Source organism: Streptomyces sp. HUAS MG56 (genome assembly GCF_058673395.1).
Map to the genome: position 1 here is coordinate 2,915,547 of NZ_CM178722.1, position 26,882 is coordinate 2,942,428.

Sequence of the window (26,882 nt, forward strand, 5' to 3'; positions counted from 1 at the left end):
TCGCCCTGCCAGTGATGTGGATACCCCATGCTGCGCTGACCTCAGGCGTCTATCACCCATCTCCGGCCGGGCCAAATCGCGGATTCCGCGGATCCTCTCTCCCCGACGGCCCGGCCACCCCGGGCTCCCGTTCACCACTCCCCTTCGAGGTAGACGCCGTGATCGCCCACCTGCAGCGCGCCAGCCACACCGCCAGCCTGCTCGCGTATCTGTACGGGCCGGGCGAGCGCGGCAACCACACCAACCCCCGCTTGATCGTGGGGGACGGCCACGGCGCCCCGATCGAGGTGCTCGCCCAGCCCGACGCGCTGGCGTACCTGGCCCACGCCCTCGACGCACCCGTCGAGCGCCTCGGGGCCCGAGCGCCCGAGCAGCCGGTGTGGGTCTGCTCGGTCCGCTCCGATCCCCGGCACCCCGACCTGACCGACTCACAGTGGGCCGTGGTTGCCCGCCGGGTGGTGGCGGCCACCGGCATCGCCCCGGAGGGCGATCCGGACGCCTGCCGGTGGATCGCCGTGCGCAACCAGGCCCGCTTGGTGCACGTCGTGGCCACCCTCGCCCGCGAGGACGGCGGCGTCCACCACGCCTACCGCGACGCCTTCCACCTCCAGACCGAGTGCCACCGCATCGCCACCGAACTCGGCCACCTGCCCCCGGCCCCACGCCCAACACTCCGCGCCCAGGAGACCCACGTGCCTGCCCCCTACATCACCATCAGCACAGAGCCCAGCGGCAGCGTCTCGGCGAAGGGCGCCAGCGACGACCTGTCCGCCACGCTCCTCAAGCACGCCGGTTTCCAGCAGATCGAGGACTGGTACGGCCGCCGCCACCGCCTGGCGACCACCACCCCGCAGGCTCAGCGCGTTGCCATCGCCTCACACGCAGCCGAGATGCTCCGCGCCGCCCGGTACAGCGTCCGCCTGGACCCCGACCTCGACACGAGTTGCTTGACCACTCCGGCCAACCCTCTCGCGCTCTACACCGCCGGAGTGGAAGTCCTGCGGCTGACCGACCAGATCAAGGCCGCCGAGAACGCTGCTGGCCTTGCGCAGGCGGTCGATCACCTCCTTCATCCCGAGCACGGCGTCCTGGAACGCATCCAGGAAGCGCTGGAGACGGCAGGGGAACAGATCACCGACCTCGACGACGAGGCGTATGCGCTCGCCGACCGGTTCGGCTTCGCTGCAGAGTTCGTCAGCGCAGCGCAGTGCGAACTCATTGGAGCGGGACACGAATTGCACAGTGTCGGCTACGCGCAGCAGGACCGCGCCGAGGCACAGACGCAGTCCCCCGCTCCGCCCGACGCCCGAAACGCGGCCCTCGCCACATCGCCCGCAGTGGACAAGGCCAAGGCGTCTTCGGCGCTCGGAACTCCGTCTCCAGGGGTCGGTACAGCCGTACGTCCGCCGCAGGTTTCCAGCCCACGGACCCTCTGATCCCGACGCCCTCCTGCCATCCGGCCGAGTGGGGAGCACGCTCTGCGCCTGCTTCCCACCTACCCGGCACCGATCCAACACCACGACCGAGGAGGAACAGTGCCCGAGTTCTACCCGAGCATCGGCGAGGCCATCGGCGCCGCGATGCAGCACAACATCCGGCTTGCCCACGGCGGCGAGGCGTCCGGCTCCGACACTCCCCTGCACGTCCGACGCCTGCCCCACCCGTCGGCCGACCCGTACTCCGTCCCGGGGATGATCGCCCGGCTCACCGAGACAGCAACTCCCCATGAGGTCGCCGGAATCATCGAGGAAGTCAACGGAGCCCTGGTCGGAGCCCTCCCGCAGCTGACCGAACTCGTGGCCGCAGCAGCCGACTGGACCCGAGCCCGCCTGACCTTCGAGAACCCGCACCACAACCCAACCTTCGAGACGTGGACACGGCTGGCCGCCGCCACCCGCATGCTGCGGGACGTCCAGGAGGAGCTAGAGGTCGCCGAGGACATGATCGCCGCGTGCCCCGTGGAACTCAGCGACCCCAAGTACCGCGACGAGGTGCCTGCCCTGCGGACCAGGGAAATGCTCAGCGCCGTTCTCGGCGACGACGCGGTCGCGGATACCCAACCTTCCGCCGTCCAGAACCCGGAAGCGGACCGGCACCGAGCCGCCCGCGCCTTCTCCCCGCACGCCGCCAGCCAGCGGACCGCGCCCTCCGCCGACGCGACGTCCGAACCACCTGCCAGCGCCCCACCGCCCCGGTCGCCGCGCACCCGATGACCTCGACCACCGCCCCCTTCCCGGAACAGGAGCTGCCCCGATGACCAGCAGAAGAGCGCCGCGCGCCCCGCCTCGCCTTGTCCGCTCTCCCTCCTTGGATCCGCCATGCCCGCCCCGCGTACCAACGCGCCGTCGACCACCACCGGTTCCGACGCGCTCCTCTACCTTCTGTTCGGCATCCTCGGCGCCGCCATCGTCTTCGGCTCCCTCGCCTGGCTGACCGGCAACCTCACCAACGCTCTCGTCGGCACCGGCCCCTGGGCGCCGTTCAAGGCCACCGACGCGCTGCTGCACCCCGACGCACTGTGGCCGCACCTGAGCCCCACCGCCCTGCTGATCGGCGCGCGGCTCGTCCCCGGCCTGCTCTCCGTCTGCCTCACCATCACCGGCCTGGTGGTGTGGCTGCGGCTGCGCGGCGGTGCGAAGAACGGCCTCGCCCGCAAGCAGGATCTCGCCCCTCTGATGGACAAGGAGATCACCGCCAAGGCGAAGAGCCTGCGGCCGAGCCTGTCCAGTCTCAAACCGAACGAGGTCGCTCCCGCCGACCGCGGGATCCTCGTGGGCACGCACTCCCCGGGCCGAGCCGAGGTCCGCGCCTCCTGGGAGGACGTGATCGTCGCGATCATGGCCCCGCGCTCCGGCAAGACGTCCGGGCTGGCGATCCCCGCAATCCTCGCCGCTCCCGGCCCGGTACTGCTCACCTCGAACAAGGCGGCGAACGACGCCTTCACCGCGACAGTGGACGCCCGCGCCGAGGCCGGCACGATCTGGACGCTCGACCCGCAGCAGATCGCCCACCACCCGCGCGAGATGTGGTGGGACATCCTGGCCGACGCCCGCGACCTGGCCGGGGCGAAACGTTTGGCCGGGCACTTCGTCGCCGCCAGCGTCGACGAATCCAGCGGCGCCGACTTCTGGTCCACCGCCGCGAGCAACACGCTGGGCGCACTGTTCCTGGCCGCCGCCAGCCACCGGCGCCCGATCACCGATGTCCTGGCCTGGCTCGCCTCCCCTGCAGACCGCACGCCGGTGGACCTGCTCACCGATGCCGGCCACGAGGCGGTCGCCGCCCAACTCCAGGGCACCGTCAGCGGGGCCACGGAAACGCGGGACGGCATCTATGAGACCGCGCGGCAGTACGCGAGCTGCCTGCTCGACCCGGACATCGCCGCCTGGGTCACACCCGACAAGCAACTTCCCGAGTTCAAACCCTCCGCCTTCGCCACCTCCCGTGACACGTTGTACCTGCTCAGCAAGGACGGCGGCGGCTCGGCATCGGCGATCATCGCGGCAGCGGCCGACGCGGTGATGCGAGCGGCGGTGGTCGTCGCCGAGCGCTCCGGCGGGCGGCTCGACCCGCCCGCCCTGTGCGTCCTCGACGAGGCCGCCAACGTGTGCAAGATCTCCGATCTCCCCGATCTTTACAGCCATCTGGGCTCACGGGGCGTGATCCCGATGACGATCCTGCAGTCCTACCGGCAGGGCCAGCGGTGTTGGGGCGAGGCAGGCATGGACGCACTCTGGTCCGCCGCCACGATCAAGATCATCGGAAGTGGTATCGACGACGCCGACTTCGCCGACCGTCTGAGCAAGCAGGTCGGTGACCACGACGTGCAGACCACGTCCGTGTCGACCAGCGACGGAGGCAAGTCCACCTCGGTGAGCATGCGCACCGAGCGCATCCTGCCCCCCGACGGGATCCGCGCGCTCCCCAAGGGGAAGGCGCTGCTGCTCGCCACCGGCATCCGGGTGGCGATGCTCGACCTGCGGCCCTGGTACAAGGAGCCCGCCGCCAAGGTGGTCGGACCGGCCTCGGCCCGCGCGACGAAGGCCATCACCGAGCGGGCCATCGCCAAGTCCCTGGGCCGGGACGACTTCGGGCTTTCGGCATGAGCGCCCCGACGCTCAAGGTGCTCTCGCTCGGCGCCGGCCTCGTGTCCCCGCGCACTCCATCCTCCCCTCTGGCGCGGTCCGAACGCCTCGCCCGGTCACCGGTCGTCCGGCACGGCGGCCAGTGGTGGCTGGTCACCGGTTCCGGCTCGATCCTCGCCACCGATCCGACGTTCAACGGCGAGCTGGACCGCTTCGCCGCCGCGATGGCCGCCGCCGACCAGACCATCGCCGATCTCCGCTCCCAGCAGGACGACCCGCCGACTCCCCGCCCCGGGCGGCAGCGATGAACGCTCTGCTGAGTGCCGAGCAGGCGGCGCTCGGCTCGGTGCTGCTCGACCCCGGCCAACTCGCACACCTCGACTGGCTCGCGCCGGATCACTTCTACCGGCCGGTCCACCAGGCGCTGTTCGCCGCCCTGCGCAAGCTCCGGACCGACGGCCACCCCGCCGTGGCGACCGAGGAACCGGTGCCGCTGTCCTGGGTGACCGACGCGGTCGAAGAGGCCAGCCACCACGTCCGGGGGCTGACCGCCGCATACGCCCACATCCTGATCTCGGTCTGCCCGCGCCCCGAGCATGCCCCGGTGTACGGCCGGATGGTGCTGGAGGGAGCGATCCACCGCAGCGTGACCGAGCATGCGATCCGCCTCCACCAGGCAGCCCGCGCTGACGCCCTCCAAGGCGAGGTGGAGGGAGCACTGCACCATGCGGACGTCCTGGCCGGGGTGCTCGGGGACCTCGCGCGCCGCTGGGGGTCCGAACCGCGCCCGGTCGCCCCGGCCACGCCGGCCTCCACAGCACCCGTCGCGCCGCCGCCCGTACGGGCGGAACAGGTCGCCGAGGACGAGCAGTTCCTGCTGGCGGTCCTGGTCGAGCGGCCGAAGGCGATGGACGAGGTCGTCGGCTGGCTGCGACCGGGCGACTTCGCCGACCCGGCCCACGGCCAGCTCTATCGCTGCCTGGGCGCACTGCACCACCGCGGCGAGCCCATCGACCGGATCACCGTGCTGTGGGAAGCCCAGCGGCGCGGTCTGCTCGCCGACGGCGCGCTGACCACCGAACAGCTCACCGCCATCTGCGACGGCGTCGGCGCCGGCAGCGCCGAGTGGCTCGGCGAGCAGATCATGCGCTCCTCCGTCGCCCGCACGGCCGCCACCTCCGCCCGCGCCATCCGCGCCCTGGCTGAGAACGAGACCCTGGCCCCCGGGAGGCTCATCAGCCATGCCCTGCACGCGCTCGGGCCTCTCGACGAGGTGCACGCCCGCTGGCAGGCCGCCAACGGGCACCCCGCTCCGGCGCCGCCGCCGAACGCGTCGCCGGCCGAGCGGCCCCCGACGGCGCGGGTCCACGCCGCCCTCGCCCGCAGCACACCACGACCGGCCGTACGGCCCTCGGAATGCCCAGGCCCTGCCTTCACGCCATCAGCCGCGCGACCGCCCTCGCGCACCCATGGCTGAACCGTCCTCATCCACCATCCCAGCCCATCCGACTGTCCCTACCTCTGGAACGCACCGTGGACAACACCCCCATCTCCGACGCCTTGGCCCTGCGCGCCACGGCCTCCGCCTTCGACGCCCAGCGCGGCAAATTGCCGGTGCCCGAAGCCCCCCACCGCTCACCCGATGCCGTCGCCGTCGCACGCCAGATCTCCGAACTCGGAAAGCCCTCGGACCGAATCACACGTGGCCGGTGACATGGAAACCACCACCGCACGAATGCCGTTGATCGGCTCGCTCTGCTCTGGGTACGGCGGCCTGGACCTAGGGGTTCAAGCCGCGCTCGGCGGCACCCTGGCCTGGCACGCCGAGATCAACCCCGAGGCCGCGCGCATCCTGGCCCGGCACTGGCCCGGCGTGCCCAATCTGCAGGACATCACCGCCGTCAACTGGGCCGATGTGCCCCGGGTGTGCGTCCTAACGGCCGGCTTCCCTTGTCAAAGACGTCTCCGTCGCTGGCCGCCGGGCCGGGCTCAACCCCTACACCCGCTCGGGGCTGTGGCTGCACGTCGCCCGTGCAGTCGAAGCCCTCCGCCCCTGCTTGGTGGTGATCGAGAATGTCCGAGGTCTCCTCACCTCGCCCGCCGGTTCCCCTGGCGACGTGGAATTCTGCCCGTGGTGTCTGGGAGACGACCCAACCCAGCGTCCTATGCGGGCACTTGGTGCCGTACTCGGCTCCCTGGCCGATCTCCGGTACGACGCAAGGTGGCTCGTGCTTCGTGCCTCCGACGTCGGAGCACCCCATCGTCGTGAGCGGACCTTCCTCACCGCCTGGCCCGCCGGGCACCCTGTTCAAGACCCCGACGAGCAACATCGGCAAGAACGGCGGCTCCCAGCACCCGTCGAAGAGGAAGAGCGGCGGCCACGGACCGAACCTGGCCGACGAGGTGGAGTGGCTGCTGCCCACGCCGAAGGCATGGGACGGGATCAAGGGCTCGCCAAACCAACGGCACGGCAACGGGGACATGACGCTGCCGAGCGCGGCAGCGTCGCTGCTGCCCACCCCGAGGGCGAGCGACACCATCACTCCTGGCCGCCGTCCGGGCAAGGTCTGGCGACCGCCCCTGATTTCGGTAGTCCTGCCGCTGTGCGCGGAGGCGGCCGCGGAAGCCGAGGAACCGACGGGCGATGGGGAGCGTACGCCTCCGCCATCGCCCGATGGGAGAACCTCACCCGCCCCGCGCCGCCGCCCACCGACGCTGCCGGACGCCTGCGCGCCGACTTCGTGGAGTGGATGCAAGGCCTGGCTCCTGGCTGGGTGACCGCCACTCCGGGTCTCGGCCGACCGGCTCAGCTCACCGCGCTCGGCAACGGCGTGGTCCCCCAACAGGCCGCCCGAGCCGTGCAGTTGCTGGCACCGCCCTTCCCGCGCTGCCCCCGCTGTACCGCGCCGTAGGGCCCCTATCCGGTTTTCCCGGCCGTACCAAATCGCGGAATCTCCGCATCCTCTTGCCCATGCCGACCTGCGAAGGGAGCACCGCCGTGACCTCCAGAAGAGCGCGCCGCACTTCGCCCCCGCCCCGCTCGCTCACTCCCTTGGATCCGCCATGTCCGACCCCAGCAAGGCCACCCCCGAGCCCGAGCCGTTCCGCATTCCTGACGGCGATCTCGACGATCTCGCCAGCACCCTCGCCAAGACCATGGCGGAGGTACGCCAGCACGGTGTCATCCTGGACCGCCTCGGCTCCGAGCCCGTCTCCACCCCTCAGCCCACCGCAGACACGCCCACCGCAGGCGCTGTCGGCGCCGACAAGGCCGACGTCCCGGCCTCGGTGTTCATCCTCGCCCTGGGCGGCGAGGCGTACGCCGTCGAGCTGGCCGCGCTCAGCGACTGGGTGAACTACCTGTTCCTGCCCGTCTACGGACGGGAGATCAGCACCACCCGGCCCTGGTGCGACCGGTGGCACGAGCACCCCGAGGCCGTTGCCCGGCTGCACGCCCTCTGGCTCGCCTGGCAGCAGCTCACTGACGCCGAGGCCGGCCTTTCCGGTCCCTCCACGTGGCACCGCGACCACCTTGACCAGGCCCTGGTTCATCTCCGAGCCCCCGACGGCCCCTTCGCCGCGTGCACGACGAGCCCGACCCGGCCCAACCACCGGGTGCTGGCCACCCCGGCGCCCGAGCTGACGGGAGCCACCCAGTGACGTCCGAACTCGACTTCCGCCTCGACGATTTCGACCCTGCCGACACCGCCTCCCAACTCGCCGAAAGCAGCTTGTGGGCCGGAGACCTGACCGTGCTGGCCGAGCACCACACCACCCCGGAGGGGGCGCACAGCTACCTCGTCGCCCACGACAGGGCCATGACCTGGGACGTCCCCGGTGAACCACAGCTCGTTGCCATCAAGATCACGCGGGATCTGCGCGAGCGCACGTTCACCTTCGAGACCGCGAACCACGCCGGTCTGGCCTTCGCCCAGAACTGGCTGATCGAGCGTGGCTGCCCGCCCGAGCGGATCGCCCAGGCCGGCAGGGACTCCATAAACCCCGCCGACGATCTCACCCTCTGGATCGAAAAGCAGATCCGGGAGTCAGGCTCTCGCTACAAGGTCCTCGACAGCCGGACCTCGGACTTCGCCCCGTGCGAAACGTGGACGTTGACCCGTGACTCCAACGCCACTCAGGCACCGATTCGTGTCTTCCTCGAAGAGGCGAACCATGACGCCCACACGTACACGATGCGCGAGGGCGCCTTCGCAGATGAGGCCGCCGCCCGGCACTGGCTGGAAGACCGCGGCAGTCCGCTGCCGCAGCCCCCGGACTACCGCGGTGAGGCCGCCGCCCGGCTGACCCGCGCCGCCCTCACCCGGTCAGCGGGTGCCTCCGCGATCCCGAAAGCCGGCCTCGACACGGGCAACGTGCCGTCGGCAGGAACGGCCCAACGCCCGAACCCTCGGAGGCCGAGGTGAGCCGCGCCCGCTTCGCCTTCGCCGCCCACCCGGACGCCATCGCGGACCTGCGCCAACTCCCCGACGAAATCCGCGACCTGGCACTGCTGGAACTGCAGAACCTGGTCCACGGCAGCGACGACTGCCTGCCGCTGACCGGCCGCCTCGCGGGCTTCCACAAGGTCTACGTCGACCCGGCCGTCTCCTACCGGATGGTCATCCAGTTCCGCCCGGCCCCGCCCACCTCGACCCACAAACGCGAGATCTACCTCGTCGCGGCCGGTGCCCGGGAGGACTACGCGGTCTACCGCACAGCCCAGCTCCGCACCAACCGCACCGGCCTCAACCGGCCCGCCGACACCGACGCGGCGGCCGAGGCCCGAGTCCAGGCAGCCCGCTCCCGATCCCTCCACGCGTTCGACCCGACCGCGCCCCTCCCGGCCACCGCACCGGCGGCAGCCAGCCCCACCGCGCCCGCCGTCTCCCGAAAGGCCCCTATGCGATGACCGCCGACCGTACGCACCTGGCCCGCACCGAACTGGCCGGGCTGCTCACTGACGCCGCGCAGAGCGTCTCCGGGGTCCTGACGACCGAGTACCCCACCTCCGCCAGCCGCTCCTACCTGCATCCCGTTCTCGGCGCGCTGTCCGCCGGCCCCCGGGTGATAAGCGAACTGAACGACCGGCTCGAAGAGTTCGTCATCGAGGAGCCGCTTCCCTCCACCCCCGCCGGTCTGTTCACCCTGGCGTCGTACGCTTCCGCGCTCGGCTGGCTCACCGAGTCTCTTGCCGAGCTGACCGCCTCCGTGGACCAGATCTGCACGCATGTCGGCATCCCCGCCGAGCCGCCGGACCCGGCCTTCGCCGCCCCCTCGCCGGCGGAGCAGGACGACGAGTTCGACTTCGCGTTCAGCGCGCTGGAGCTGGCCGCCATCCGCACAGCCGCTGAGGCTGCCGGCCTCAGCCCCGGCGACTACGTCGAGGTGCTCTCGCGGTCCCTGCTCGCCGCCTCCCGAATCACCGACGCCTGCACGGAGATCTCCAACGGCCTGCTCGAAGACGCCGCGTACGTCCTCGGCGAGGCAACCGATCACGTCTGGATCGGCGAGGGCCCCAACAACCTGCCCACGCTGGTGCGCTCCCTGCTCGCCCGGATGGAGTCGGCCGAATGAACTTCCCATGACATGGCGAAGCGGCCCGGAGCGCACTTGGTCGCCGAGGCCGCCGGCGATCGCGACGAGTCGCACCGCGAGCTGACCCGCGCCGCCCGGTTGGCGATCGAGCTTCTTGAGCCCGTCGGACTCCGCGTCACCGCCGTGACCGCGAACCGGGCATCGGCGGTGCGCCTGGCCCAGGCCGCTGTCGCCCGCTAACCGCACGCACCGCACGCCCTGGGCCAACCACCGGATCAGCCCGCCCCGTCGGCCGCTATCGGCGCGACGGTGGCCGTGACCATGCCCCGACGGTGACCGGTCAGTCCGCGTCTTCGTTGCGATGGGTCTCCCCGAACCGGGAGCCCGTCGCGCGGGCCAGCTCCGCCAACGTCAGCTCGACGCACCGCCCGTCCGCGATCCGACGCTCCACCACGGCTTCCGCGTCACGCTGCCCCTCGGCCTGGGTGTCCACGGCCCACTGGCCGTCGGCCACCATCGCGATGTCGCCCACCGTCCACGGCCGCCCTGCACTGCGGATCTTGCGTTCCAGCCCGGCACCGGCCCAGTGTCTGCTCGAGTCCCCCACGCCTGCCGCCCCTTCGGCTCCGTACGGCCCTGCGCCGCAACCGAGTTACGTCAACCGGCCGCGCCGACCCATTCCCCGGCCCGCCGGTCTCGCACCCTCGGCTGCCAGTTCGCCCACGGCAGACAGCACCTTCCGGGAAACGACTACGTACTTCGGCACACCCCATGTCAACGTACGGGCGTCGGGAAAACCGCAGGTCAACGAAGGGAACGTCCACTCGTGAACGCCTCCAGCACCCTCCTGCCCGCCGTCGTCCGCCCCACCGTGGAGGAACGCGCCTGGCTCTCCAGCGACCACTGCGCCGGCCCAGTACTCGAACTGCTTGGCGCACTCGGCTGGGCAATCGTCGACACGCCGGAGGCCAACGTGCACTGCACCAGCCCGGACGGCCGCGTCTACGTCGGCTGGCTCCCCGAGGACACCGCTGCCTGGAAGCGCGGCATCGTCTGGCAGGTCCGAGTCATCCCCGCCGACACCGAGCCCTGGATCCAGGAGTTCGGCCCCTACACCCCTTCCGAGGCGGTGGCCGGTTTCCTCGCCGCGCTCATCGCCAACCCCAGCCGCTGAACCGCCCGGCAGCTGGCCTCCCTCCGGACCGCCGCACGCACCGCCCCGCCGCCGGTCGGCTCGCATGCCGGACTGACCGGCCCCCACCAAATCGAGAGGAACACTCCTTGACTCACCGTGCGCCGCTGACTAACCACCACGCCGACGGCACCGGCTGCCCGGCTGAGCACAAGCACACCACCTCTGGCAAGCCGCTCCACCCCGACTGCCCCGGCCGCGCCTACACGCAGGCCATCTGCTCGTGCGGCGACTGGCAGATGAAGAACCCCGGCAAGGGCTACGTCAACGAGTCCCTCAGGCGGCACCGCGCCAGCCACCCCAAGCCGGACCCGACCGGCCCGAAGGTCCTGCGCGACCTGCTCCGCCTCGACGCCCGCTGACGCTCCACCACCAACACCGCTCCACCCGCCCATCCCGCTCTCGGAGGTTCCCGTGCCCCACCACCTGACCGTCGGCCACCTGCTCCGCCAACTTCAGAACCTCGACCCCGACCTGCCGATCCGCCTGGCCGTCAACCCCGACTGGCCCTTCGCGCACTACCTCGGCACCGACGTCGTCGTGGGCGACGGCATGGCGTTCATCGCCGAGGACGGCCAGGAGGGCTACCTCCCGGCAACTGTGCGCGATGCCCTCGCCTGGGCCTGACCCGCCGTACCAACCCCGCCCAGGAGGCCCCAATCTCACCGCGACTCCACCCTTTCGCCGCCCGCCCGCTGCACGCCCTCGCCGTGCGGCCCATGCCGTCGGGAGTGCGCGGCGCACTGGTCCAGCGCGTCTCCGCCCTCCCGGAGGGACCGCTCGACGTCTCCTGGCTCCCGGCGGGCACCCCCAGACTCCCGCTCGGCCGCATCCGCCTGCACTGGGAGCCCGCCTCCCGGGCGGGCTGGGACGTCACCGCCCACCTCGGCCTGGCCACCACCGAGGTCCTCCTCGCCTCCTGGCCCGCCGCCCCCGACAACTGGCCGCGCCTGGTCCGCCCCACCCTCTACGAGGTGACCGGCCTGTGCACCGCCCTCGCGGTCGCCACCGCCGCCCTGGACCTCTCCAACCGCCTCGCCGAGGTCTGACCACAACCGCAGAAGGCCGCCCCACGCCAACCGGCAGGGGCGGCCTTGCCGTACGCCCGCAGGCTCACTGCATGTTCTCAAGGTGCGGGTGATCGAAGGACGTGGGACAGATGTAAATCTGCATATCGAGACCGGCATCACCAGTGCCGCCAGCAAGGAATACAACCGCTTGATCAAGCTCGAAGCCCGCAAGCATACGGCATCCTCAAACCGGGGCCAACCAACGCCTGCGGTCACGCTACGTGACAATTCATGAGGAATTCTTGGCGTCAACCTTGCTAAAGATTTGCCTGAATCGACTGCCTGGTGTGCGTCAATTAGTCAGCATTTGCCTCACGCAAGGCCCACACAAAGGCTCCACTTGCACACAAAGATCCCTTTTGTAATTCGTTGACGCGTACCTGATGCAGTGCCGTACGGTCTTACCGCTGGCTTACTATTTGGCAGCGCCAGGGGGAGGGCGAGTGTTCCGCGATGACGTTTTCTACAGTGCCGGGAAATCCCTGCGTCGGAATTCCGACGACATCGGCCGTTCCACGGACCGTCAGATCCAGAAGCCAGCACAGTCCGCTGCCGTTTGAACCCGCATAGGCATCAGTCCTTCGCATCCATGCATGGGGGCGAGGCGTGCCAAGAATTTCAGCCCTCCAGCGGTCGGCGTAGGTAGATGAATGCTGGCTCCGCGAGCCGGGAAACAATCCTCAGCGTCTGGCAGAGTACATGCCGCGTCTATTTGAAAGCGCTTACTCAGACCTAAATTGCTCTGATTGATCGCACCGGTAAAACGATGTGCCGCGGCGCCCACAGCCGCTTGCGGCGTGAAAAGGTAAGGGACGAGAGTGACCAGTAGGGGAATATATCGCTCGGCTGCCGTGCTTGCGCTGAGTGCTGTCGGGGTTTTGACCGCAGTCAGTGGCTGTGGTTCGCCCACCACTTCAGAGAAAAGTCCCGGAGACAACCTTGCGGCACCACACGCATCACCTACTGCGACTCCGTCTCTGTCGTCCACAGCATCGATCTCACTGCCCATCGAGGACTATCTGTTAAAGAACGATGAGCATTCGCAGATTCTCTACGCGTCAAAACTTCTCGTGCGGCAATGTATGGCACGTTTCGGTTTCGACTACGCTGTCGGCGCGTCGTGGAAATCGCCCGCAGACCCCAAGGGTGACGCAGCGAACATGGTCCGTCGTTATGGGGTCTCCGACACCGAAACTGCTGCACGCTACGGTTATCATCCCGCGCCCGATATGGTACCGGCCGCACCCGCCAGCACGCAGCCGATGAGCGACGCTGAATCGAGCGTGTTCCTCGGCGACACACCGCAGCCTGGCAGCAGCGGTCCGGCTCCGAAAAGCTACAAGGGACAGGAGATCCCCTCTCACGGGTGTTCCGGAGAGGCGGAGCGGAAACTCGGCAAGGGATTACAGGAACGGCTTCCCGAGAATATCAATGACGCCAGTTTCCAGCAGTCCATGTCCACGCCGCAGGTGACGGCGGTATTCCGTTCCTGGTCAACCTGCATGAAGAAGCACGGCTACAGTTTTCAGACCCCTTTGGAGCCACTCAGGGACCGACTGGCCGACTCATCGTCGGCCGCTGAGATCGAGATGGCGAAGACCGATGTCGCCTGCAAGCAGAAGACGAACCTCATCGGCACCTGGGTCGCGATGGAGTCGGCCATCCAGAAGGAGTTGATTGAGAAGAACCAGGAAGCTCTGGCTCAGGTGCGTGCCACTGCGCAGAAGACCCTTGAGCGGTCCGCGAAGGTCATAGCCGAGGGCTCGGCCTCGTGAGGCACTCGCGGGCAGATTCCGGCGAGGCACCTGACGAGTTGGCTGACGCCACTGTCGGCTCTCGGCTGAACCGCCGTCGCCGCTGGACTGTGGTGACCGCCTGTTGTGCGGCTGTGCTGTCGGCCGGCGGCATGTTCGCGGCTCAGTGGGTGCAGTCACCTGCTGAAGCTGCCGCGCGCACGCGAGCGCCCAGGCCCAGCGTCATCACCGCCCCCGTCGTGCGCCAGGTCCTGCAGAACACCGTGGTCTTCCGCGGAACCTTCTCCAACGGACGGACCATCTCTGTCACGCCCACCAGCGTCGCCACCACCGGAAACGGCTCACAGCCGACCGCGCTGCTGGTGACCGGCGTCTTCGTCCAGAGTGGCCAGCGCGTCAAGGCGGGAAGGCCGCTCGTGGAGTACGACGAGCGGCCGGTCTTCGCACTGCCGGGGACGCTGCCGATGTACCGCGATCTGACCATCGGCGAGAAGGGGAAGGACGTTGCCCAGTTGCAGAAGGGACTCGGTTCTCTTGGCTGGCCGACAGGCTCCGACCCGTCCGGCACCTTCGGGTCCGGTACGGCGGCCGCGGTGCGGCGCATGTACGCGGCGATGGGCTACTCGGCGCCGCTGACCACCTCCGCCGACACCGGCTCTTCCGCCTCCGCTGCCGACACTGCCAATGCTGGCGCGGGCACGGAGCAGCCCGGTGGTGGCATCCAGAAGAGCCGCTCATCGGCCGCGTCCCGCCCCACCAAGCCGGAGCCGACTGTGATGCTGCCCGTTTCCGAAGCCGTCTTCGTGCCGTCCCTGCCGGCCCGGGTCGTCTCCGTACCCGTGCAAGTGGGCGACGCGGTGAAGGGCCCGGTGATCACGCTGGCTCGCGGAGACATGACCCTCACTGGCTTCTTCGATCCCTCCGAACGGCGCCTGATCAGCTCCGGCATGAAGGCGGACATCCTGGCTGAGGCAACCGGTGTTCACGCCATGGGCGTTGTTGATTCCGTGGGCGCCATCGTGGTTCCCGGATCCGGTGCCGACAAGACGGCGTCGGACAGCGGCACCACTACTCCGCAGAACGGCAGCGCGTACGTACCGGTGAGGATCAAAAGCAAGGCAGGGTGGGACAAGAAGTTCGCCGACCAGGATGTCCGCATCACCATCACGGCTGCAGCGACGTCCGGCGCTGTGACCGCGGTGCCGGAGGCTGCGGTCTCGGCCGGGGCGGACGCTCGCACCACCGTGACGGTGGTAACCGCGTCGGGCACGCAGCTCGTGGTGCCAGTGACGGTGGGAGTCTCGGCCGACGGTCTGGTACAGGTCACGCCTGTTCGCGGGCATACGCTCCGTGCGGGAGATCGCGTGGTGGTAGGGAGATGACCTCCGCTCCGCCGGTTCCTGTCCTGGAACTACAGGGTGTCTCCAAGACATATCCCGGCTCGCCACCCGTCACCGCCCTGCTTCCGGCCGATCTGCGTGTCAACGCCGGTGACTTCCTGGCTGTGGTGGGCCCCTCCGGGTCCGGCAAGTCGACCCTACTCAACATTCTCGGGATGCTCGACCATCCCACCAGGGGCAATTACCGGCTCTCCGGGATCGACGTGGCGTCCTTGACCGAGCGCGAGCGCGCCGCCCTGCGGGGGCGCAGGGTGGGATTCGTCTTCCAAGCCTTCCACTTGCTGCCCCACCGCACAGCGTTGGAGAACGTCGCACTCGCGCAGCTCTACGTCACCGGGCGCGGCGAGCCGCGTCGGGCGAACGCGGCACGTGCCTTGCGCAGCGTAGGACTGGGCCATCGGCTGGAGGTCATGCCGTCCCGCCTGTCGGGCGGCGAGCGGCAGCGGGTGGCCATCGCGCGTGCTGTCGTCAACTCGCCAGACATCTTGCTGTGCGATGAGCCCACGGGGAACCTGGACTCGGCGACAGCTCGCTCCGTGATGGACCTCCTGACGGAGCTCAATACGGCTGGCGCCACCATCGTCATCATCACTCACGACCCTGCGGTGGCAGAGCGGGCACGGCGCCAGGTCACCATTCGGGACGGCCACCTGGGTGAGCCGTCGCCGACCGGCCGGTCGGCTGCGGGAGCCGCTGGAGGTTCCTGGTGATCCGGCGCCCATCCGGCGGGGTGGCTCCCACCCGGTTCACCTGGCGTGACCTCGCCGCAGAGGCTTTGGCGGGAATCGTGCAACGGCCGGTGCGCTCTGCGCTGACCATGCTCGGAACCGTCCTGGGCGTCGGTTCCTTCGTCGCTGTCCTGGGGCTGACCTCCACCGCCGCCGGCCAGATCGGCGACTCCTTCAGCATGCTGCAGAACACCACGGTGACCGTCGACGACACCGGACCCGGCACGGTCAGCTCCGGAACGTATCAGGAGCCCGTCATGGACTTCCCGCTCGACACCGACAATCGCCTGAAACGTCTTAATGGCGTCGTGGACGGCGGAGTGTGGTGGAACGTTCCGCTGCGTAACCCGACCGTGTCCGCGCGCCCGGACGTCACGGCCGCTTCGTCCGAAGCCGCGGACGGAACCCGGAGTGGCCTGCACATCCTCGCGGCCTCGCCCGGGGCGCTCCATGCCATGCAGCCGACACTGTCCTCGGGGGCACTGTTCAACGACTTCCATGAGCGGCGTAAGGAACGCGTCTGTCTGCTTGGAAGCAGCGCTGCCCGGCTGTTGAAGATCGCTCAGGTCGAGAACCAGCCAGCCGTGTTCATCAACGGAGCCGCGTACACGGTGCTGGGCGTGGTCGCTGACACACAGCGTCTGCCCCAGAGCCTGCTCTCAGTCATCATCCCCGCAGAGACGGCACTCGGCGCTTACGGCGCCCCGGTGGACGACCCAGCCCAGGCACTCATCCGTACCCGGACCGGGGCGGCTGCGCTCATCGCCAAGCAGGCCCCCCTCGCCCTGCGGCCCGACCACCCCGGCTTGCTCCGCGCCGTCCCGCCCGTCGACCCCCATGCACTACGCGACCGGATCAGCACAGACATGTCCGGGCTCTTTCTGATCCTGGCCGCGATCTGTCTGGTCGTAGGGGCGGTCGGCATCGCAAACACCACGCTCGTGGCTGTGCTGGAACGCACGGGCGAGATCGGTCTGCGCAGGGCACTGGGTGCCCGTCGCCGGCACATCACCGCCCAGTTCATCACCGAGTCCACCACATTGGGTGCGCTGGGCGGCCTGACGGGCACGGCGACAGGCGTCGCGGTCGTCATCGGCACGTCTCTCGCACGCAACTGGACCGCCGTCCTGGAGCCGTACACCGTCTTGCCCGCACCCCTCATCGGTGTGGTCATCGGGTTCCTTGCCGGCCTCTATCCCGCCCTGCGAGCCGCACGGATCGAACCGCTTGAGGCTCTCCGTCACTGAGCCGCCAGCACGTCACACCAGTGAACCGCGAACACGGCAAGCGAGGGAGACATGGCGAAACTACTTACCGGCCAGGCCCAGGTTGGCGCCGTCCCGCAGATCATCCAGCCCTTGGGCGATGATGGCCGCCGGGGCAAGGCACGCGTGACGGGTGTCCGCCGCGGTAGGACCTGTCGCACATCCCAGTCGCTCATATTGCCGAACCGCTGTTTGAAGTCTCCGCGCGGTCGAAGTCAGGGTCGCAAAACCCGCACGCCCGTCGATCTCGCGCAGAGCCAAGCCAGCCGCGCTGGACGTGGCGTCGGCAGCTGCCCGGCACTTGGCGGTGAACAGGTCAGGGGACGACGTCGAACAAGGGGACTTCACACCGGACCCGAACTCCTTCTCATCCGCCGATATGCGGTCCTCGACAGCGCTCTTGACCTTCTCGGCAGCCAACGCCTTGGAGGATTCAGCGGGAACAGAATCCTGCGACGGTGTGGCCGAGGCAGGCGAGGTCTGTGTCGAGGTGACCGGGGTGTCCGAGGGCCGCGGCGAGGCCCCGTCATCGGAATTATCACACCCCGTAATAATTGCTGCCGCAACGCCCAGTACGGCAACCGCCCGCAGCGCATTCCATTTCATGCTCGCCTCCGTCTCGAAGAGCTGGCTCACCAATGCCGAACTGTAACGCATGGTCGCTGCAGTGGCTGAAAATGACCGCCGTCCTCATTGCGCCAAATTAAATCTCTTGACGCGTACATGCAAATATGTGACTTTTGTGTGCGTCAAGGGACACGGGACAGAAACCACGAAAGGGATACCTTGCGTACTCGAATTGCCTTCAGTGCCGCAATCCTGGCCGCCTTCGCACTGTTCGGCGGAGCCTCGTCAGCGCAGGCACTGGGGAATGGAGATGTCACCACATGTGCTCACTACGACGGTACTCTCTGCCTCTTCTATAACGCGAACCTCGGAGGATCCCGCACCGGAATCTATGGCCAGGTTCCGAATTATGCGGTCTGGGCGCCGGCATGCAGTTCGCAGGGCTGCCCGCAATACTACTTCCAGACGAGCGGAAACGGTGAGTCCAAGCCCGTGAAGAACGACGCCGCTTCCGTCTACAACGAGGCCAGCTGGGTGTACTGGGTCTACTACAACAGCAGCTACAGCGGCCCGCGCGATCAGTGGGATCCCGAAGGGTACGGGACGTTCTTCGGAAACCTGAACGCGACGTACAACCAGAATGCCTCACAGCTGGCGAACGCAGACATCTGAGTTTTCGCGCGAATTAACAGGCGCGAATCTTAAGGGGGTCGGATTCGCCGCTGTGGCTGACGTGAGCCAGCTGCGCCGCAGCCCGCTGCGGTACCTACGACACCGCCTGCACCACTGCGCGCGCGGGGAGCGGCACGCGCAGTGGTGCCAACCATCTCTACGGCCCATTCCGCAGGAGCCGCAGATCGACATCGGCTGGCTTGGGACCTACTGAAAGGACAAACCGGCAAATCATGCGCTATCAGTTACCACAGAGACGGAGGAGACGGTCATCCGCTGTGGTCATCGCCGCAGCAACCGCGTTGATCGCTTCCGCCATCACCACCAGCGCCGCACACGCGGCAATACCGAAACCGCCAAAGAACTCGGCACAGAAGCAGACCACCACACAAGAGAAGAAGCCCACGTCGCCGGCGGTCCCGCTGAAGGACCGTGACACGGTTCTCGGGAAGGGCTGGAAGACCTCAGCTGACCGGGCAGTGACCACGGCCGCCGACAGTGACGGACTCCATCTCCTGGTCGCCGACAGTACAACCGGCTACGCATGGAAGACGGTTACGGTGCTGAGTGAGCCTCAGCTTCCGGCCGACACCTGGATCGGCAACAGCTGTGTCATGGACGACCACCAAACGGCCGTCGTCTACGCTCCCCGCACCTTCACCAACAAGCCGGACCTGATGATGGGCGGCGCGTTCACGGCGATCGTGAACCTCGACGACGGTACCGTCACCAAGCTGCCATTCACCGCGTCGCTGGCCTACTTCGACCCGACGTGCAACCCGGCCACCCACACTGCTGTCTTCACCGCGCTCCGCGACACCAAGACACGCCTGGTCACGGTGAACACCAACGGCGCCACCGTCGCGGACAGCACGGCGAACGGCGAGATCACCTCTGCCGTGCCCACCAAGGACGGTGTGATCGCAGCCGCCGGAAACCGGCTCGTCCACGTCGACCGCAAGGGCAACACAGCCGAGCTCGCCGCCACCAAGCACGCCCCCTACGGCATCCGTGTGACCGGTGACGGCACGGTCAGCTACATCGACCGGACCGGTGACACCGACGGGAATGTACAGACCTACGCGCACGGCAAGAAGACGACCGTGGCGAGCGGCAGCCTCACCGCGATGAACCTGCGCCAGGGCACAGACGGCACGGTCTACCTCACGGGCAAGGCCAGCCGCGGCAAGGGCTTCACGGCCAGCGGCATCAAGTCGCTGGACATCTCACCCGAAGCGGACGTCTCCACTCGCGGACGCCTGGCCGTCGACCCGGTCGTCTCCCCGGCCGTGAAGGCGGGTGTCACCCGCATCGAGAACGCCGGGCGTGGCTTCACCAATTCCGCGATCAAGGAGCCGGCAGCCGAGGTGACGCCCGGCCGCATCAGCCATGAACTGACGATCACCGGCACGGTTCCGGGCACGGGCAAGCACACGAAGCAGATTGCCGCCGAACCCGGCAGCACGGCAGGCGGGACGCCGTCGCCGGCACTGACCGGCTCCTCGAAGCCGCAGATGTCTGCCATGAGCGCGATGACCCCGTCTACCGACGACCCCAGGTCACACGACCCGGTGGACACCGACGCCTGGTGCTCCGTGCCCCGCAACGACGTCAACACCCAGGCCCTCCAGCCGACCCCGAACCAGGTCGAGTGGGCCGTGGACATGGCCGTTCGCAACAACCTGCGCTCCGGCTACCTCACCCAGGGTGGCTGGCGCTCGCAGACCGGACTCGGCACCATCGACCCGCAAGGAATGTTCCCCGCCCCGACGCTGAACACGGGCGGACAGATTCCCGCACAGGTCGAGCTGGGCATCCTGGCCCAGGAATCCAACCTATGGCAGGCCGAATCCGGCTCCATCCCCGGCCAGATGGGCAGCCCGCTCGCGGCCGTCGACGGCTACTACGGACACCAGACCGGCGGAACCCTCGCCGACTACTGGACCATCAACTGGGACAAGTCCGACTGCGGCTACGGTGTCGGCCAGGTCACCGACGGCATGCGCAAGGCCGGATACGAGAAACCGGGCGAAACCTCCCGCCCGGTCAGCACGCAGCGCGCGATCGCCATCGACTACGCCACCAACATCGCCGCGTCGCTCTACATCCTCGCTGACAAGTGGAACGAAGTTCACCAGGCCGATCAGACGATCGCTGTGAACAACGACAACCCGGCCAAGCCCGAAAACTGGTTCACCGCCGTGTGGAACTACAACCTCGGCTTCAACAAGAAGGCGGACGCAGGAACCAACGGCAACTGGGGCCTTGGCTGGTACAACAACCCGGCCAACCCCGTCTATCCCGCTTCGCGCAAGGTGTTCATGAACACCGACGTCGACCCATTGGCCGCCAAGGACGCCGCCAAGCCTCAGCAGTGGCCGTACGAGGAGAAGGTGATGGGCTGGGCCGCCTGGTCCATCGACACCGGCTTCTCCTACGGCACCTCGGGCCGACAGGACTGGCCGGGCGAGTCCGGCTTCTCCTCGGCCGGCTTCCGCCCCGCCTACTGGAACGGCGCGGACCTGCCTTACACGGTCGTAGGCAGCGCGCGATACAACCGGGCGCACGTCTCCCCGCCGCTCGACACGTTCTGCAACACGAAGAACAACTGCGATACGGCCAGCCCGCCCAGCTGCCCCGACGCCGCCTGCTATACCCAGTACTGGTGGCACGAGCCCAACGCCACCTGGAAGTCCGACTGCGCCACCACCTGCGGCTTCGAGAACATCAAATACCAAAACCTGATCAACGAGCCCGGACGCGGCTACCGCCTCCAGCACGGCACACCCGTCTGCTCCGGCGCACCCTCCGGTGCGAAGGTCGTCGGCTCCGTGCCCGCTGGCACCAACACCTGGAGCGACTGTGGCACCACCACAACAGACGGCTCGTTCCAGTTCACCTTTTACCCGGATCCGAACGCCACCGGACCGGGGCTAGGTCAGTACGATGCCAAGGCCGACCTGCACCAGATCGGCGGCGGCTACCAGGGACACTTCTGGTACACCCACGCACGGGACGTCAGCCACCTCGGCGGTGACGGCGGCCGGATGACCATCGACGGCGCGTGGAAGCTGAACCAGCCCCTGCCCGAGAAACAGGCCATGGTCTATGTGCACGTCCCGGACACCGGAGCACAGGCCACGGAGGCCGACTACGAGGTCGTCACCCCCTTCGGAATCAAAAAGGTCACGATCGACCAGTCCGCCAACGAGTCGAACAAGTGGGTCTCTCTGGGCGCCTACCGATTCAACAACGCCATCCCCGAGGTCAGGCTCTCCAACACCACGAGCAACGGAGCTGCGGACCAGGACATCGCCTGGGGTGCGGTGGCCTTCGTGCCCGGCGACTACAGCGGAATGCCCAGCATCACCTTCCCCAACCCCGACGACAGCGCTCCCATGCCCAGCTGGGACGGTGACGTCGAGGAGGCCCACCGCAACACCGGACTGCCATCCGCCGCCCTGAGCCCGAAGGCCCTGACGGACGGGACGAGCCGCAGCACGTGCTCCAAGACGGACAAGAAGGGGGCCAAACTCTGCCTGACCATCGGTGAGCCGGCGGGCAAGGAGTCCCCGCTCGCCCAGAAGATGAACAAGGCCCTGAGCATGACCGCCGTCACCTCCATCGTTCCATGGTGCGACCTGCGAACGGCCGGCCACGACTGGTACACGCGGACGGACGCCTGTCTGAAGGCCATCACGCCGCTCACCCTGGTCTTCAAAGTGAACGACAAAGTGGTCGGTATCGCGAACTTCGCCATGCAGCAGGAGATAAAGCTCTACAACAACACCGGCGAGTTCGACCAGCAGCTCACCCTCGTGCCGACTCAGATCGATCCTGCGCTGGGCTCAGTGACCCTGGGCTGGCTCGCGGGCTCGACGTGCACGGACTGCACACAGTCGCCGCAGCAGACAGACGGGGGCCTGACCTGGCTCGGCCCGGAGGACACCCACGCCGCGAACGTCTCCTTCCAGACCCTGTGGAACGGCACCGGGCAAGAGAAGATCACCCTCGGCTGGAACATGACGGGGAAGATCTCGGCGTACCCGGAGGTGACCGAGGAGGCCAGCCTCGGCAACACCCTCGGCGACCTGGACGTCCGCTGCGACGACATCACCAAGGGAGCCACGAGCGCGGGATGCGTCTTCCCCGCGTACACCCCCACCTACACCGTGAACACCGACCGCTACCCGGCGGCAGGCGCCTACTACTGGCTCATGAAGGAGAAGAACAGCCACCACTACGGCAGCAAAGAGCACAACGCCCCGCTGCACTATCTGGCGAACGGACAGACGAACAACAGGGCTTTGGTGTGCCCCGACAGCTGGGTGGGCCGCACCGAGACACCTACCGCCAGTTGCGACGAGTACGCCTTCGCCACGACGTACGAGAGCGGTGGTATGCCCAACAGCGGTATCACCTCAGGTGAACAGTGCGCGCAGTTCTACGCCACGCCGCTGAACGCCACCACCTGGACGATCCACGACGACGACAACTACGCCCTGCCCTCCTGGTCGGAGAAGTGCGGCCGGGCCAGCATTCCGCTGGCCCAGAACACCGGCGCCCTGGCGCCCTTCGGCCGTACCGGCGGCTTCGTCCCTTACAACCGGATGCTCGACAACGAGCCGTTCTGGCTCGCCACGCCGGGATTCGATCACTGCACCGCGTCGGACACGACCTGCACCTTCCAGCGAACCAACCCGTAGCGAGTAAGGGCTCGGTGTCCAAGTGAGGGGGCGGGGTCCGACGACCCCGCCCCCTTTCCCGTCCGCTGCGACGTCCGTGCCGAGCCCGGTCTCAGGCGTCGCTGCCCAGCGAGTCAAGGGCGGGGCTGCCGCTCACCACGGCGAGGGGGAGCCGGTCATACTCGAGCAGGTCGCGAGGCAGGGCGAGCCCGAAACGCTTCTCGATCACGCCCAGGGACATCGCGATCCGCAGGCTGTGCCGCTCGGCACTCACCCGAAGATAGTCCCCGGTCGGCAGGATGATGCCAGCCGCCGTCAAGTCATCCTGCAGCAGATCCGGACGGGATCCCCACCGCCGCCGCTCCTCACCGAGGCCGAACGAGCACAGCAGTTCGCCGTCGGCGGCGTAGGAGAAGAGCGGAGGCGGATGAAACGCCTGAGGGTCGAGGTTCACTGCCTCCGCGCCGTCGCGCGAGATGTCCGTGAGGATGTCGTGCCGGGTGCCTCGGGCCTCCCCGTACTCGGCCGCGAACGCCCATCCCCCCGCCTCCCCGATTCGAGCGACGCCGACGTCGGGATCGCTGAGGAGGGCGACGGCTTCTTCCGCCGTGGCCGTCGGACGCGCGGCGCCGGCTGCGGCGCCGAGTCGTACGGCCAGCTCGTCCGGTGTGATGCCACGGGCAAAGGTGACGCTGTAGTACCACTCGGATTCCACCAACCAGCGCACGCCTTGAATCGTCATGGCCACATCCTGCCGTACGGTCGCGAGCGGTGCCGTCGGCATACTGAGAAGCCGGGCCTCGGCATACCCACGGTCAGGGCGAGCGCCCAGGCGTGAATCGACAACGGCGGGATCACGCACCGCGTGACGGGCGTCCTGGGATGAGATAGGCACCTGCCGCACTCCACCCCAACTGTCACCCCTTGCAACCCATTCAACGCTTGCACTCCGCCGCCCCCCACGTCACCACCGGCGAAGCAGGGAGCTACCGGAAAATGACGATTCGGTTTGATCGTGACAACTCGGCCCGAGGTGACCGCTCCAGTCAGTCCAAGTAGGCACCGGCGAAGGCACCGTCGAAGCCGAGTGCGATCAGGCCCTGCTCCACGCTGGGGTAGGTCGTCCCATCCGGGATGGCGATCATGGCTTCGAAGTCGGCGCGGCCGATCTCGGGCTCGAGCCACTGGTTGCTGCAGCGGCAACGGACCCAGACGTTGCGGCCGTGGTTGATGAGGAGCCAGTCGCGCCGGGCCTGGCAAGCCGAGCACATCACGGGGATCCCACGCAGGGACAGCTCCGGCGGGTGGCTGAGGCAGCGCGTCGCGCCGGGTCCGCTGGGCGGCTGCGTCTCGTACTGGAGTTGCGGCAGCGGATCGCTTCCGGCGGGGACTGCAGGCAGGACGGGGGTCGGCTCTACGTGGTGGTGGGTCGTTCTGAGCACGAGCGTCATCTCCCGGTCGAGGGCCTTCTCTTCATCCGTAACAGCCGGTGGAGCCGGTTGTCCAGGTGTTTCACGCGGTCCGGCAGGCCCGTGGTGGGCCTGCCGGGCTGCTGGTCAGCGGCGCGGCGGCCGGCTGCGCGGGTCCGGTGTGGCGGTCCTGGGCGAGGCCGAAGGCGTGGGCCGGACGCCGGTCCGGTTGGCAGGAGGCGTGGCGCGACCGGTGCCGGCCTGCGGGTGTCGAGTGGCTTCGCCGGGGTGGGCGGGGAGTTGGGCGAGGCGGCGCAGTCGCCAGACCAGGACGTCGTTCACGTCCTCGGCGGTGTCGAGTTCGCGCATGGTGATGGCCTTCTGCAGGAGGGCCTCGGGGTCGTGGCCTGCCTGCTCGGCCTGGGCCAGGGTGGCGGCCAAGGCGTCATTCTTCACGTTCGTGCCGGGTCGGGTGGGGTTCCCGGACACGGCGGCGCGGATGGTGGTCTCGTAAGTGCGCCGCTGGGCCTCGGGCAAGGCTCGGCCCTGGTCGCGCAGGGCCTGCATGGGCGCGGCGGCGGCCTGGTGGTAGGCGGCGCGAAGGTGCTCGGCGGCCTGCCGGGAGGCTTCGGCCTGCTGGGCGTGACCGCGTGCGGAGTGCCAGCGTGCTGCGGCCAGCGCCACCAGGACCAGGGTGGAGACGAGCATGGCGGTAGTGCCGCCGTCTTCTCCTCGGCCGAGCGCGCCGCCGGCCTGGATGATGCCCCGGGCCGCCGATCGGATCGCCCGGGTGTCGGCGCGTTCGGCTCGGACGTGGCTGCGGGTGGCGCGTTCGAAGGAGCGAGCGGCGGCGCCAAGCTCGGCGCGGGTGGCTGCCGGAGAGGTCTGGGCGACCGCGTCCAGGAGTTCGCCGACCCCGACGAGTTGGGCTGCGGCATCGTCGTCGTCGCTGTCCAGGAGGACTGCGACGTGCTCGGCGATCCCGGTCGCGGTGCGTCGTCCCCGCGCGGGCGGCGACCAGTCCGACCGACCGCTGTCGGCTTCCGCCATCGTGACCGCGTCGGGGGTTCCGTCGGCAAGGCGGCGCTGGATCTTCGGATAGGAAAGGTCGGGGGCCAGCGTCGAGCCCGCGAACCAGACCGGCTCGCGGTCACGGTTGCGGTCCCCGGGCAGCGCGACCGTGTAGCCGAGGACGTCACCGGAGGGGGCGTGCCGGAGCTTGACGCGCAGGCCCGCCTCACGAAGGCGGGTGAAGAACTCGGCTTCGCTGGCGGCCCCGGCAACGGCCTGGCGGACGGCCTCACGCAGCATCTCGCGCGGTGTCTCGGGTCGGCCGACCCGCTCCGCCTTGAAGCGCTCGGCGCTGGTGGGCGTCTTGGCTCCGGTACCGTCGCCGGGCTCGAGCCGACGCAGGCCCATCTCCTGTTCGATGCGACGGCATTCGGCCTGGGCCTTCTTGAAGTCGTAGTTCATCCTCGGGCGGCGCAGGTCGCCTCGGACCATGGTGGCGAGGATGTGGATGTGGTCGTCGGCGTGGCGTACCGCGGCCCAGCGGCAGCCGTCGGGATCGCCCTCGGGGGCGAGGTTGACGGCGTGGACCAGGCGGCGGGCGACGGTGTTCCACTCGTCGTCGGTCAGGGTCCGGTCGCCGGGGTCGGTACGTACCGAGCAGTGCCAGACGTGCTGGGCCGGCGCCTTGTCGCCGGCCTGCTTAACCCGCAGGTCCAGGGCGGCGGCGAGCCGGGCCAGGGTGACCTTGGGGTCGGGTTCGGGGCTGGTGTCGCGGCCGGGGTCGGGGGCGAAGCCGTCCCAACTGCCGATGAGATGGGGGTCGGTGTGCTCGTCGCGCTTGCCGGGGCCGTACAGGTAGACGAGCAGGCCGTGGGTACGCGAGCCGCGTCGGATCTTGGGGACCATCAGAGGCGCTTCCTGACCAGGGTGTCGGCCGCGTCGTCCACGCGGGCCAGGACGCGGATCAAGGTCGTCAGGGCGTGGTCAAGTTCGCCGGGGCGGGGCTGCCCTCCGGCGTTGTAGACGAAAGCGATCTGGTTGATGTTGTTGCCGACACGGGAGATGGCGGTGCGCAAGGCGGCCAGCTCGTCGATGGCGGCGTCGAGCTGTTCGTTGGTGTGCACGGTGGTCGAACCGCGGGCGACGGCGAGGCCAGCGGCGGCGAGGAAACGGGCGACGGTGACGGCACGCTGCTTGGCGGCGGCGGTGATCTCGGTCTTCTCGGTGTCGGACAGGCGGGTGGTCGTCTTGTGGGTGCGCTGGCTCGGGTTGCGGGTGCGACGGCGCGGCTTGCGGTCGGGGAACGCAGGTTGACTCGGGCTCGGCTGCGCCTGCGAGGCGCGGTCGTCTGCTTCTCCTCCCACGACCGACGCCCCCTGGTGCCGGGAGTCCGGTTGGTCACCGTGCGCCCTCGCTCGGGGACCAACCGGACTTACCCCGCCCCCCTGGGCGGGGGCAAGTGCATACGACGGGCCGTAGGACCGTCGTATGCGACAACTTGCTCCGCCG

30 protein-coding genes and 1 pseudogene are annotated in these 26,882 nt (G+C 68.8%); 24 read left to right on the forward strand and 7 right to left on the reverse strand.

The annotated features are described in order from the left end of the window. Window positions 1-158 precede the first annotated feature (158 nt). From AC4OXY_RS13875 to AC4OXY_RS13935, 13 genes and pseudogenes are all read left to right on the forward strand, one after another. Window positions 159-1,436, forward strand: coding sequence for a hypothetical protein (locus AC4OXY_RS13875; protein WP_491994002.1), 1,278 nt, complete (start codon window positions 159-161; stop codon window positions 1,434-1,436). Window positions 1,437-1,535: 99 nt separating this feature from the next. Continuing rightward, window positions 1,536-2,213: a hypothetical protein gene (locus AC4OXY_RS13880; protein ID WP_362616808.1), complete on the forward strand. Its 678-nt coding sequence runs from the start codon at window positions 1,536-1,538 to the stop codon at window positions 2,211-2,213. Window positions 2,214-2,318: 105 nt separating this feature from the next. Further along, entirely contained in the window at window positions 2,319-4,106 is a 1,788-nt protein-coding gene (locus tag AC4OXY_RS13885) for a type IV secretory system conjugative DNA transfer family protein (protein WP_362616810.1), read from the forward strand. Further along, the gene (locus AC4OXY_RS13890) at window positions 4,103-4,393 is read left to right on the forward strand and encodes a hypothetical protein (RefSeq protein ID WP_362616812.1); all 291 of its coding nucleotides are present in this window, start codon (window positions 4,103-4,105) and stop codon (window positions 4,391-4,393) included. Before AC4OXY_RS13885 ends, AC4OXY_RS13890 begins: the two co-directional genes overlap by 4 nt. Further along, entirely contained in the window at window positions 4,390-5,562 is a 1,173-nt protein-coding gene (locus AC4OXY_RS13895) for a DnaB-like helicase N-terminal domain-containing protein (protein WP_362616813.1), read from the forward strand. The genes AC4OXY_RS13890 and AC4OXY_RS13895 overlap by 4 nt, the downstream gene beginning before the upstream one ends. Window positions 5,563-5,618: 56 nt before the next feature. After that, window positions 5,619-5,798 (forward strand): hypothetical protein, encoded by a 180-nt coding sequence (locus tag AC4OXY_RS13900; RefSeq protein ID WP_362616814.1) that lies wholly within the window; start codon window positions 5,619-5,621, stop codon window positions 5,796-5,798. Between the two features lie 22 nt (window positions 5,799-5,820). Beyond that, window positions 5,821-5,982 (forward strand): annotated as a pseudogene (locus AC4OXY_RS13905) (DNA cytosine methyltransferase); the annotation flags it as partial. A gap of 121 nt (window positions 5,983-6,103) precedes the next feature. Beyond that, window positions 6,104-6,997 carry a DNA cytosine methyltransferase gene (locus AC4OXY_RS13910; protein ID WP_491994600.1) on the forward strand — a complete coding sequence of 298 codons (894 nt, stop codon included), beginning with the start codon at window positions 6,104-6,106 and terminating at the stop codon, window positions 6,995-6,997. A gap of 151 nt (window positions 6,998-7,148) precedes the next feature. Next, window positions 7,149-7,745, forward strand: a complete 597-nt coding sequence (locus AC4OXY_RS13915) for a DUF4913 domain-containing protein (protein ID WP_362616824.1) — start codon at window positions 7,149-7,151, stop codon at window positions 7,743-7,745. Then, entirely contained in the window at window positions 7,742-8,509 is a 768-nt protein-coding gene (locus AC4OXY_RS13920) for a glycosyl hydrolase (RefSeq protein ID WP_362616825.1), read from the forward strand. The genes AC4OXY_RS13915 and AC4OXY_RS13920 overlap by 4 nt, the downstream gene beginning before the upstream one ends. After that, on the forward strand, window positions 8,506-8,994 hold the full coding sequence (locus AC4OXY_RS13925) for a hypothetical protein (protein WP_362616827.1): 489 nt from the start codon (window positions 8,506-8,508) through the stop codon (window positions 8,992-8,994). Before AC4OXY_RS13920 ends, AC4OXY_RS13925 begins: the two co-directional genes overlap by 4 nt. Next, window positions 8,991-9,659: a hypothetical protein gene (locus AC4OXY_RS13930; RefSeq protein ID WP_362616829.1), complete on the forward strand. Its 669-nt coding sequence runs from the start codon at window positions 8,991-8,993 to the stop codon at window positions 9,657-9,659. Before AC4OXY_RS13925 ends, AC4OXY_RS13930 begins: the two co-directional genes overlap by 4 nt. Window positions 9,660-9,671: 12 nt before the next feature. Then, entirely contained in the window at window positions 9,672-9,860 is a 189-nt protein-coding gene (locus AC4OXY_RS13935; RefSeq protein ID WP_362616831.1) for a hypothetical protein, read from the forward strand. Window positions 9,861-9,960: 100 nt separating this feature from the next. Here the strand turns inward: AC4OXY_RS13935 and AC4OXY_RS13940 are convergent, their stop codons facing one another. Beyond that, the gene (locus tag AC4OXY_RS13940; protein ID WP_362616832.1) at window positions 9,961-10,227 is read right to left on the reverse strand and encodes a hypothetical protein; all 267 of its coding nucleotides are present in this window, start codon (window positions 10,225-10,227) and stop codon (window positions 9,961-9,963) included. A gap of 219 nt (window positions 10,228-10,446) precedes the next feature. Here AC4OXY_RS13940 and AC4OXY_RS13945 point away from each other — a divergent pair, with 219 nt between their 5' ends. The 9 genes from AC4OXY_RS13945 to AC4OXY_RS13985 all read left to right on the forward strand — a co-directional run bounded on the left by AC4OXY_RS13945 (window position 10,447) and on the right by AC4OXY_RS13985 (window position 17,011). Next, window positions 10,447-10,794: an SPDY domain-containing protein gene (locus tag AC4OXY_RS13945; RefSeq protein ID WP_362616833.1), complete on the forward strand. Its 348-nt coding sequence runs from the start codon at window positions 10,447-10,449 to the stop codon at window positions 10,792-10,794. Window positions 10,795-10,901: 107 nt separating this feature from the next. Continuing rightward, window positions 10,902-11,174, forward strand: a complete 273-nt coding sequence (locus tag AC4OXY_RS13950) for a hypothetical protein (RefSeq protein WP_362616835.1) — start codon at window positions 10,902-10,904, stop codon at window positions 11,172-11,174. Between the two features lie 52 nt (window positions 11,175-11,226). After that, on the forward strand, window positions 11,227-11,439 hold the full coding sequence (locus AC4OXY_RS13955; protein ID WP_362616837.1) for a hypothetical protein: 213 nt from the start codon (window positions 11,227-11,229) through the stop codon (window positions 11,437-11,439). A 92-nt stretch (window positions 11,440-11,531) separates the two neighbouring features. Beyond that, complete coding sequence (locus AC4OXY_RS13960; protein WP_362616838.1) at window positions 11,532-11,861, forward strand: esterase; 330 nt, start codon at window positions 11,532-11,534, stop codon at window positions 11,859-11,861. An 82-nt stretch (window positions 11,862-11,943) separates the two neighbouring features. Further along, window positions 11,944-12,117 carry a hypothetical protein gene (locus AC4OXY_RS13965; protein ID WP_491994003.1) on the forward strand — a complete coding sequence of 58 codons (174 nt, stop codon included), beginning with the start codon at window positions 11,944-11,946 and terminating at the stop codon, window positions 12,115-12,117. Between the two features lie 847 nt (window positions 12,118-12,964). Further along, window positions 12,965-13,657: a hypothetical protein gene (locus AC4OXY_RS13970; protein WP_362616840.1), complete on the forward strand. Its 693-nt coding sequence runs from the start codon at window positions 12,965-12,967 to the stop codon at window positions 13,655-13,657. 218 nt (window positions 13,658-13,875) lie between these two features. Beyond that, window positions 13,876-15,018 carry a peptidoglycan-binding protein gene (locus AC4OXY_RS13975; RefSeq protein WP_362616842.1) on the forward strand — a complete coding sequence of 381 codons (1,143 nt, stop codon included), beginning with the start codon at window positions 13,876-13,878 and terminating at the stop codon, window positions 15,016-15,018. After that, a complete protein-coding gene (locus tag AC4OXY_RS13980) occupies window positions 15,015-15,746 on the forward strand; it encodes an ABC transporter ATP-binding protein (RefSeq protein ID WP_362616844.1) in 732 nt (243 codons plus the stop codon). The genes AC4OXY_RS13975 and AC4OXY_RS13980 overlap by 4 nt, the downstream gene beginning before the upstream one ends. Before the next feature lie 20 nt (window positions 15,747-15,766). After that, on the forward strand, window positions 15,767-17,011 hold the full coding sequence (locus tag AC4OXY_RS13985) for an ABC transporter permease (RefSeq protein WP_362616846.1): 1,245 nt from the start codon (window positions 15,767-15,769) through the stop codon (window positions 17,009-17,011). A 60-nt stretch (window positions 17,012-17,071) separates the two neighbouring features. On the opposite strand, the gene AC4OXY_RS13990 is transcribed toward AC4OXY_RS13985, so the two are convergent. Further along, window positions 17,072-17,665: a hypothetical protein gene (locus tag AC4OXY_RS13990; protein ID WP_362616848.1), complete on the reverse strand. Its 594-nt coding sequence runs from the start codon at window positions 17,663-17,665 to the stop codon at window positions 17,072-17,074. A 150-nt stretch (window positions 17,666-17,815) separates the two neighbouring features. On the opposite strand from AC4OXY_RS13990, the gene AC4OXY_RS13995 reads away from it, so the two are divergent. Further along, the gene (locus AC4OXY_RS13995; protein WP_362616849.1) at window positions 17,816-18,268 is read left to right on the forward strand and encodes a hypothetical protein; all 453 of its coding nucleotides are present in this window, start codon (window positions 17,816-17,818) and stop codon (window positions 18,266-18,268) included. Window positions 18,269-18,509: 241 nt separating this feature from the next. On the opposite strand, the gene AC4OXY_RS14000 is transcribed toward AC4OXY_RS13995, so the two are convergent. Then, entirely contained in the window at window positions 18,510-18,674 is a 165-nt protein-coding gene (locus AC4OXY_RS14000; protein ID WP_362616851.1) for a hypothetical protein, read from the reverse strand. Between the two features lie 154 nt (window positions 18,675-18,828). On the opposite strand from AC4OXY_RS14000, the gene AC4OXY_RS14005 reads away from it, so the two are divergent. Beyond that, complete coding sequence (locus AC4OXY_RS14005) at window positions 18,829-22,974, forward strand: golvesin C-terminal-like domain-containing protein (protein ID WP_491994004.1); 4,146 nt, start codon at window positions 18,829-18,831, stop codon at window positions 22,972-22,974. Window positions 22,975-23,065: 91 nt separating this feature from the next. Here the strand turns inward: AC4OXY_RS14005 and AC4OXY_RS14010 are convergent, their stop codons facing one another. The 4 genes from AC4OXY_RS14010 to AC4OXY_RS14025 all read right to left on the reverse strand — a co-directional run bounded on the left by AC4OXY_RS14010 (window position 23,066) and on the right by AC4OXY_RS14025 (window position 26,737). Then, window positions 23,066-23,695, reverse strand: a complete 630-nt coding sequence (locus AC4OXY_RS14010; protein WP_362616855.1) for a DUF6461 domain-containing protein — start codon at window positions 23,693-23,695, stop codon at window positions 23,066-23,068. Window positions 23,696-23,999: 304 nt separating this feature from the next. Further along, window positions 24,000-24,404, reverse strand: a complete 405-nt coding sequence (locus AC4OXY_RS14015; RefSeq protein WP_362616856.1) for a hypothetical protein — start codon at window positions 24,402-24,404, stop codon at window positions 24,000-24,002. A 105-nt stretch (window positions 24,405-24,509) separates the two neighbouring features. Then, window positions 24,510-26,279, reverse strand: a complete 1,770-nt coding sequence (locus tag AC4OXY_RS14020) for a relaxase/mobilization nuclease domain-containing protein (RefSeq protein WP_491994005.1) — start codon at window positions 26,277-26,279, stop codon at window positions 24,510-24,512. Beyond that, the gene (locus tag AC4OXY_RS14025; RefSeq protein WP_362616859.1) at window positions 26,279-26,737 is read right to left on the reverse strand and encodes a plasmid mobilization protein; all 459 of its coding nucleotides are present in this window, start codon (window positions 26,735-26,737) and stop codon (window positions 26,279-26,281) included. The genes AC4OXY_RS14020 and AC4OXY_RS14025 overlap by 1 nt, the downstream gene beginning before the upstream one ends. Window positions 26,738-26,882: the final 145 nt, after the last annotated feature.

What these genes read in the sequence shown, in the direction of transcription:
- AC4OXY_RS13885 (WP_362616810.1), top strand. Translation starts at nt 2,319, where the DNA reads ATGCCCGCCCCGCGTACCAACGCGCCGTCGACCACCACCGGTTCCGAC.
- AC4OXY_RS13890 (WP_362616812.1), top strand. Translation starts at nt 4,103, where the DNA reads ATGAGCGCCCCGACGCTCAAGGTGCTCTCGCTCGGCGCCGGCCTCGTG.
- AC4OXY_RS13895 (WP_362616813.1), top strand. Translation starts at nt 4,390, where the DNA reads ATGAACGCTCTGCTGAGTGCCGAGCAGGCGGCGCTCGGCTCGGTGCTG.
- AC4OXY_RS13915 (WP_362616824.1), top strand. Translation starts at nt 7,149, where the DNA reads ATGTCCGACCCCAGCAAGGCCACCCCCGAGCCCGAGCCGTTCCGCATT.
- AC4OXY_RS13930 (WP_362616829.1), top strand. Translation starts at nt 8,991, where the DNA reads ATGACCGCCGACCGTACGCACCTGGCCCGCACCGAACTGGCCGGGCTG.
- AC4OXY_RS13935 (WP_362616831.1), top strand. Translation starts at nt 9,672, where the DNA reads ATGGCGAAGCGGCCCGGAGCGCACTTGGTCGCCGAGGCCGCCGGCGAT.
- AC4OXY_RS13960 (WP_362616838.1), top strand. Translation starts at nt 11,532, where the DNA reads ATGCCGTCGGGAGTGCGCGGCGCACTGGTCCAGCGCGTCTCCGCCCTC.
- AC4OXY_RS13970 (WP_362616840.1), top strand. Translation starts at nt 12,965, where the DNA reads ATGGCACGTTTCGGTTTCGACTACGCTGTCGGCGCGTCGTGGAAATCG.
- AC4OXY_RS13980 (WP_362616844.1), top strand. Translation starts at nt 15,015, where the DNA reads ATGACCTCCGCTCCGCCGGTTCCTGTCCTGGAACTACAGGGTGTCTCC.
- AC4OXY_RS14010 (WP_362616855.1), bottom strand. Translation starts at nt 23,695, where the DNA reads ATGACGATTCAAGGCGTGCGCTGGTTGGTGGAATCCGAGTGGTACTAC.
- AC4OXY_RS14015 (WP_362616856.1), bottom strand. Translation starts at nt 24,404, where the DNA reads ATGACGCTCGTGCTCAGAACGACCCACCACCACGTAGAGCCGACCCCC.
- AC4OXY_RS14020 (WP_491994005.1), bottom strand. Translation starts at nt 26,279, where the DNA reads ATGGTCCCCAAGATCCGACGCGGCTCGCGTACCCACGGCCTGCTCGTC.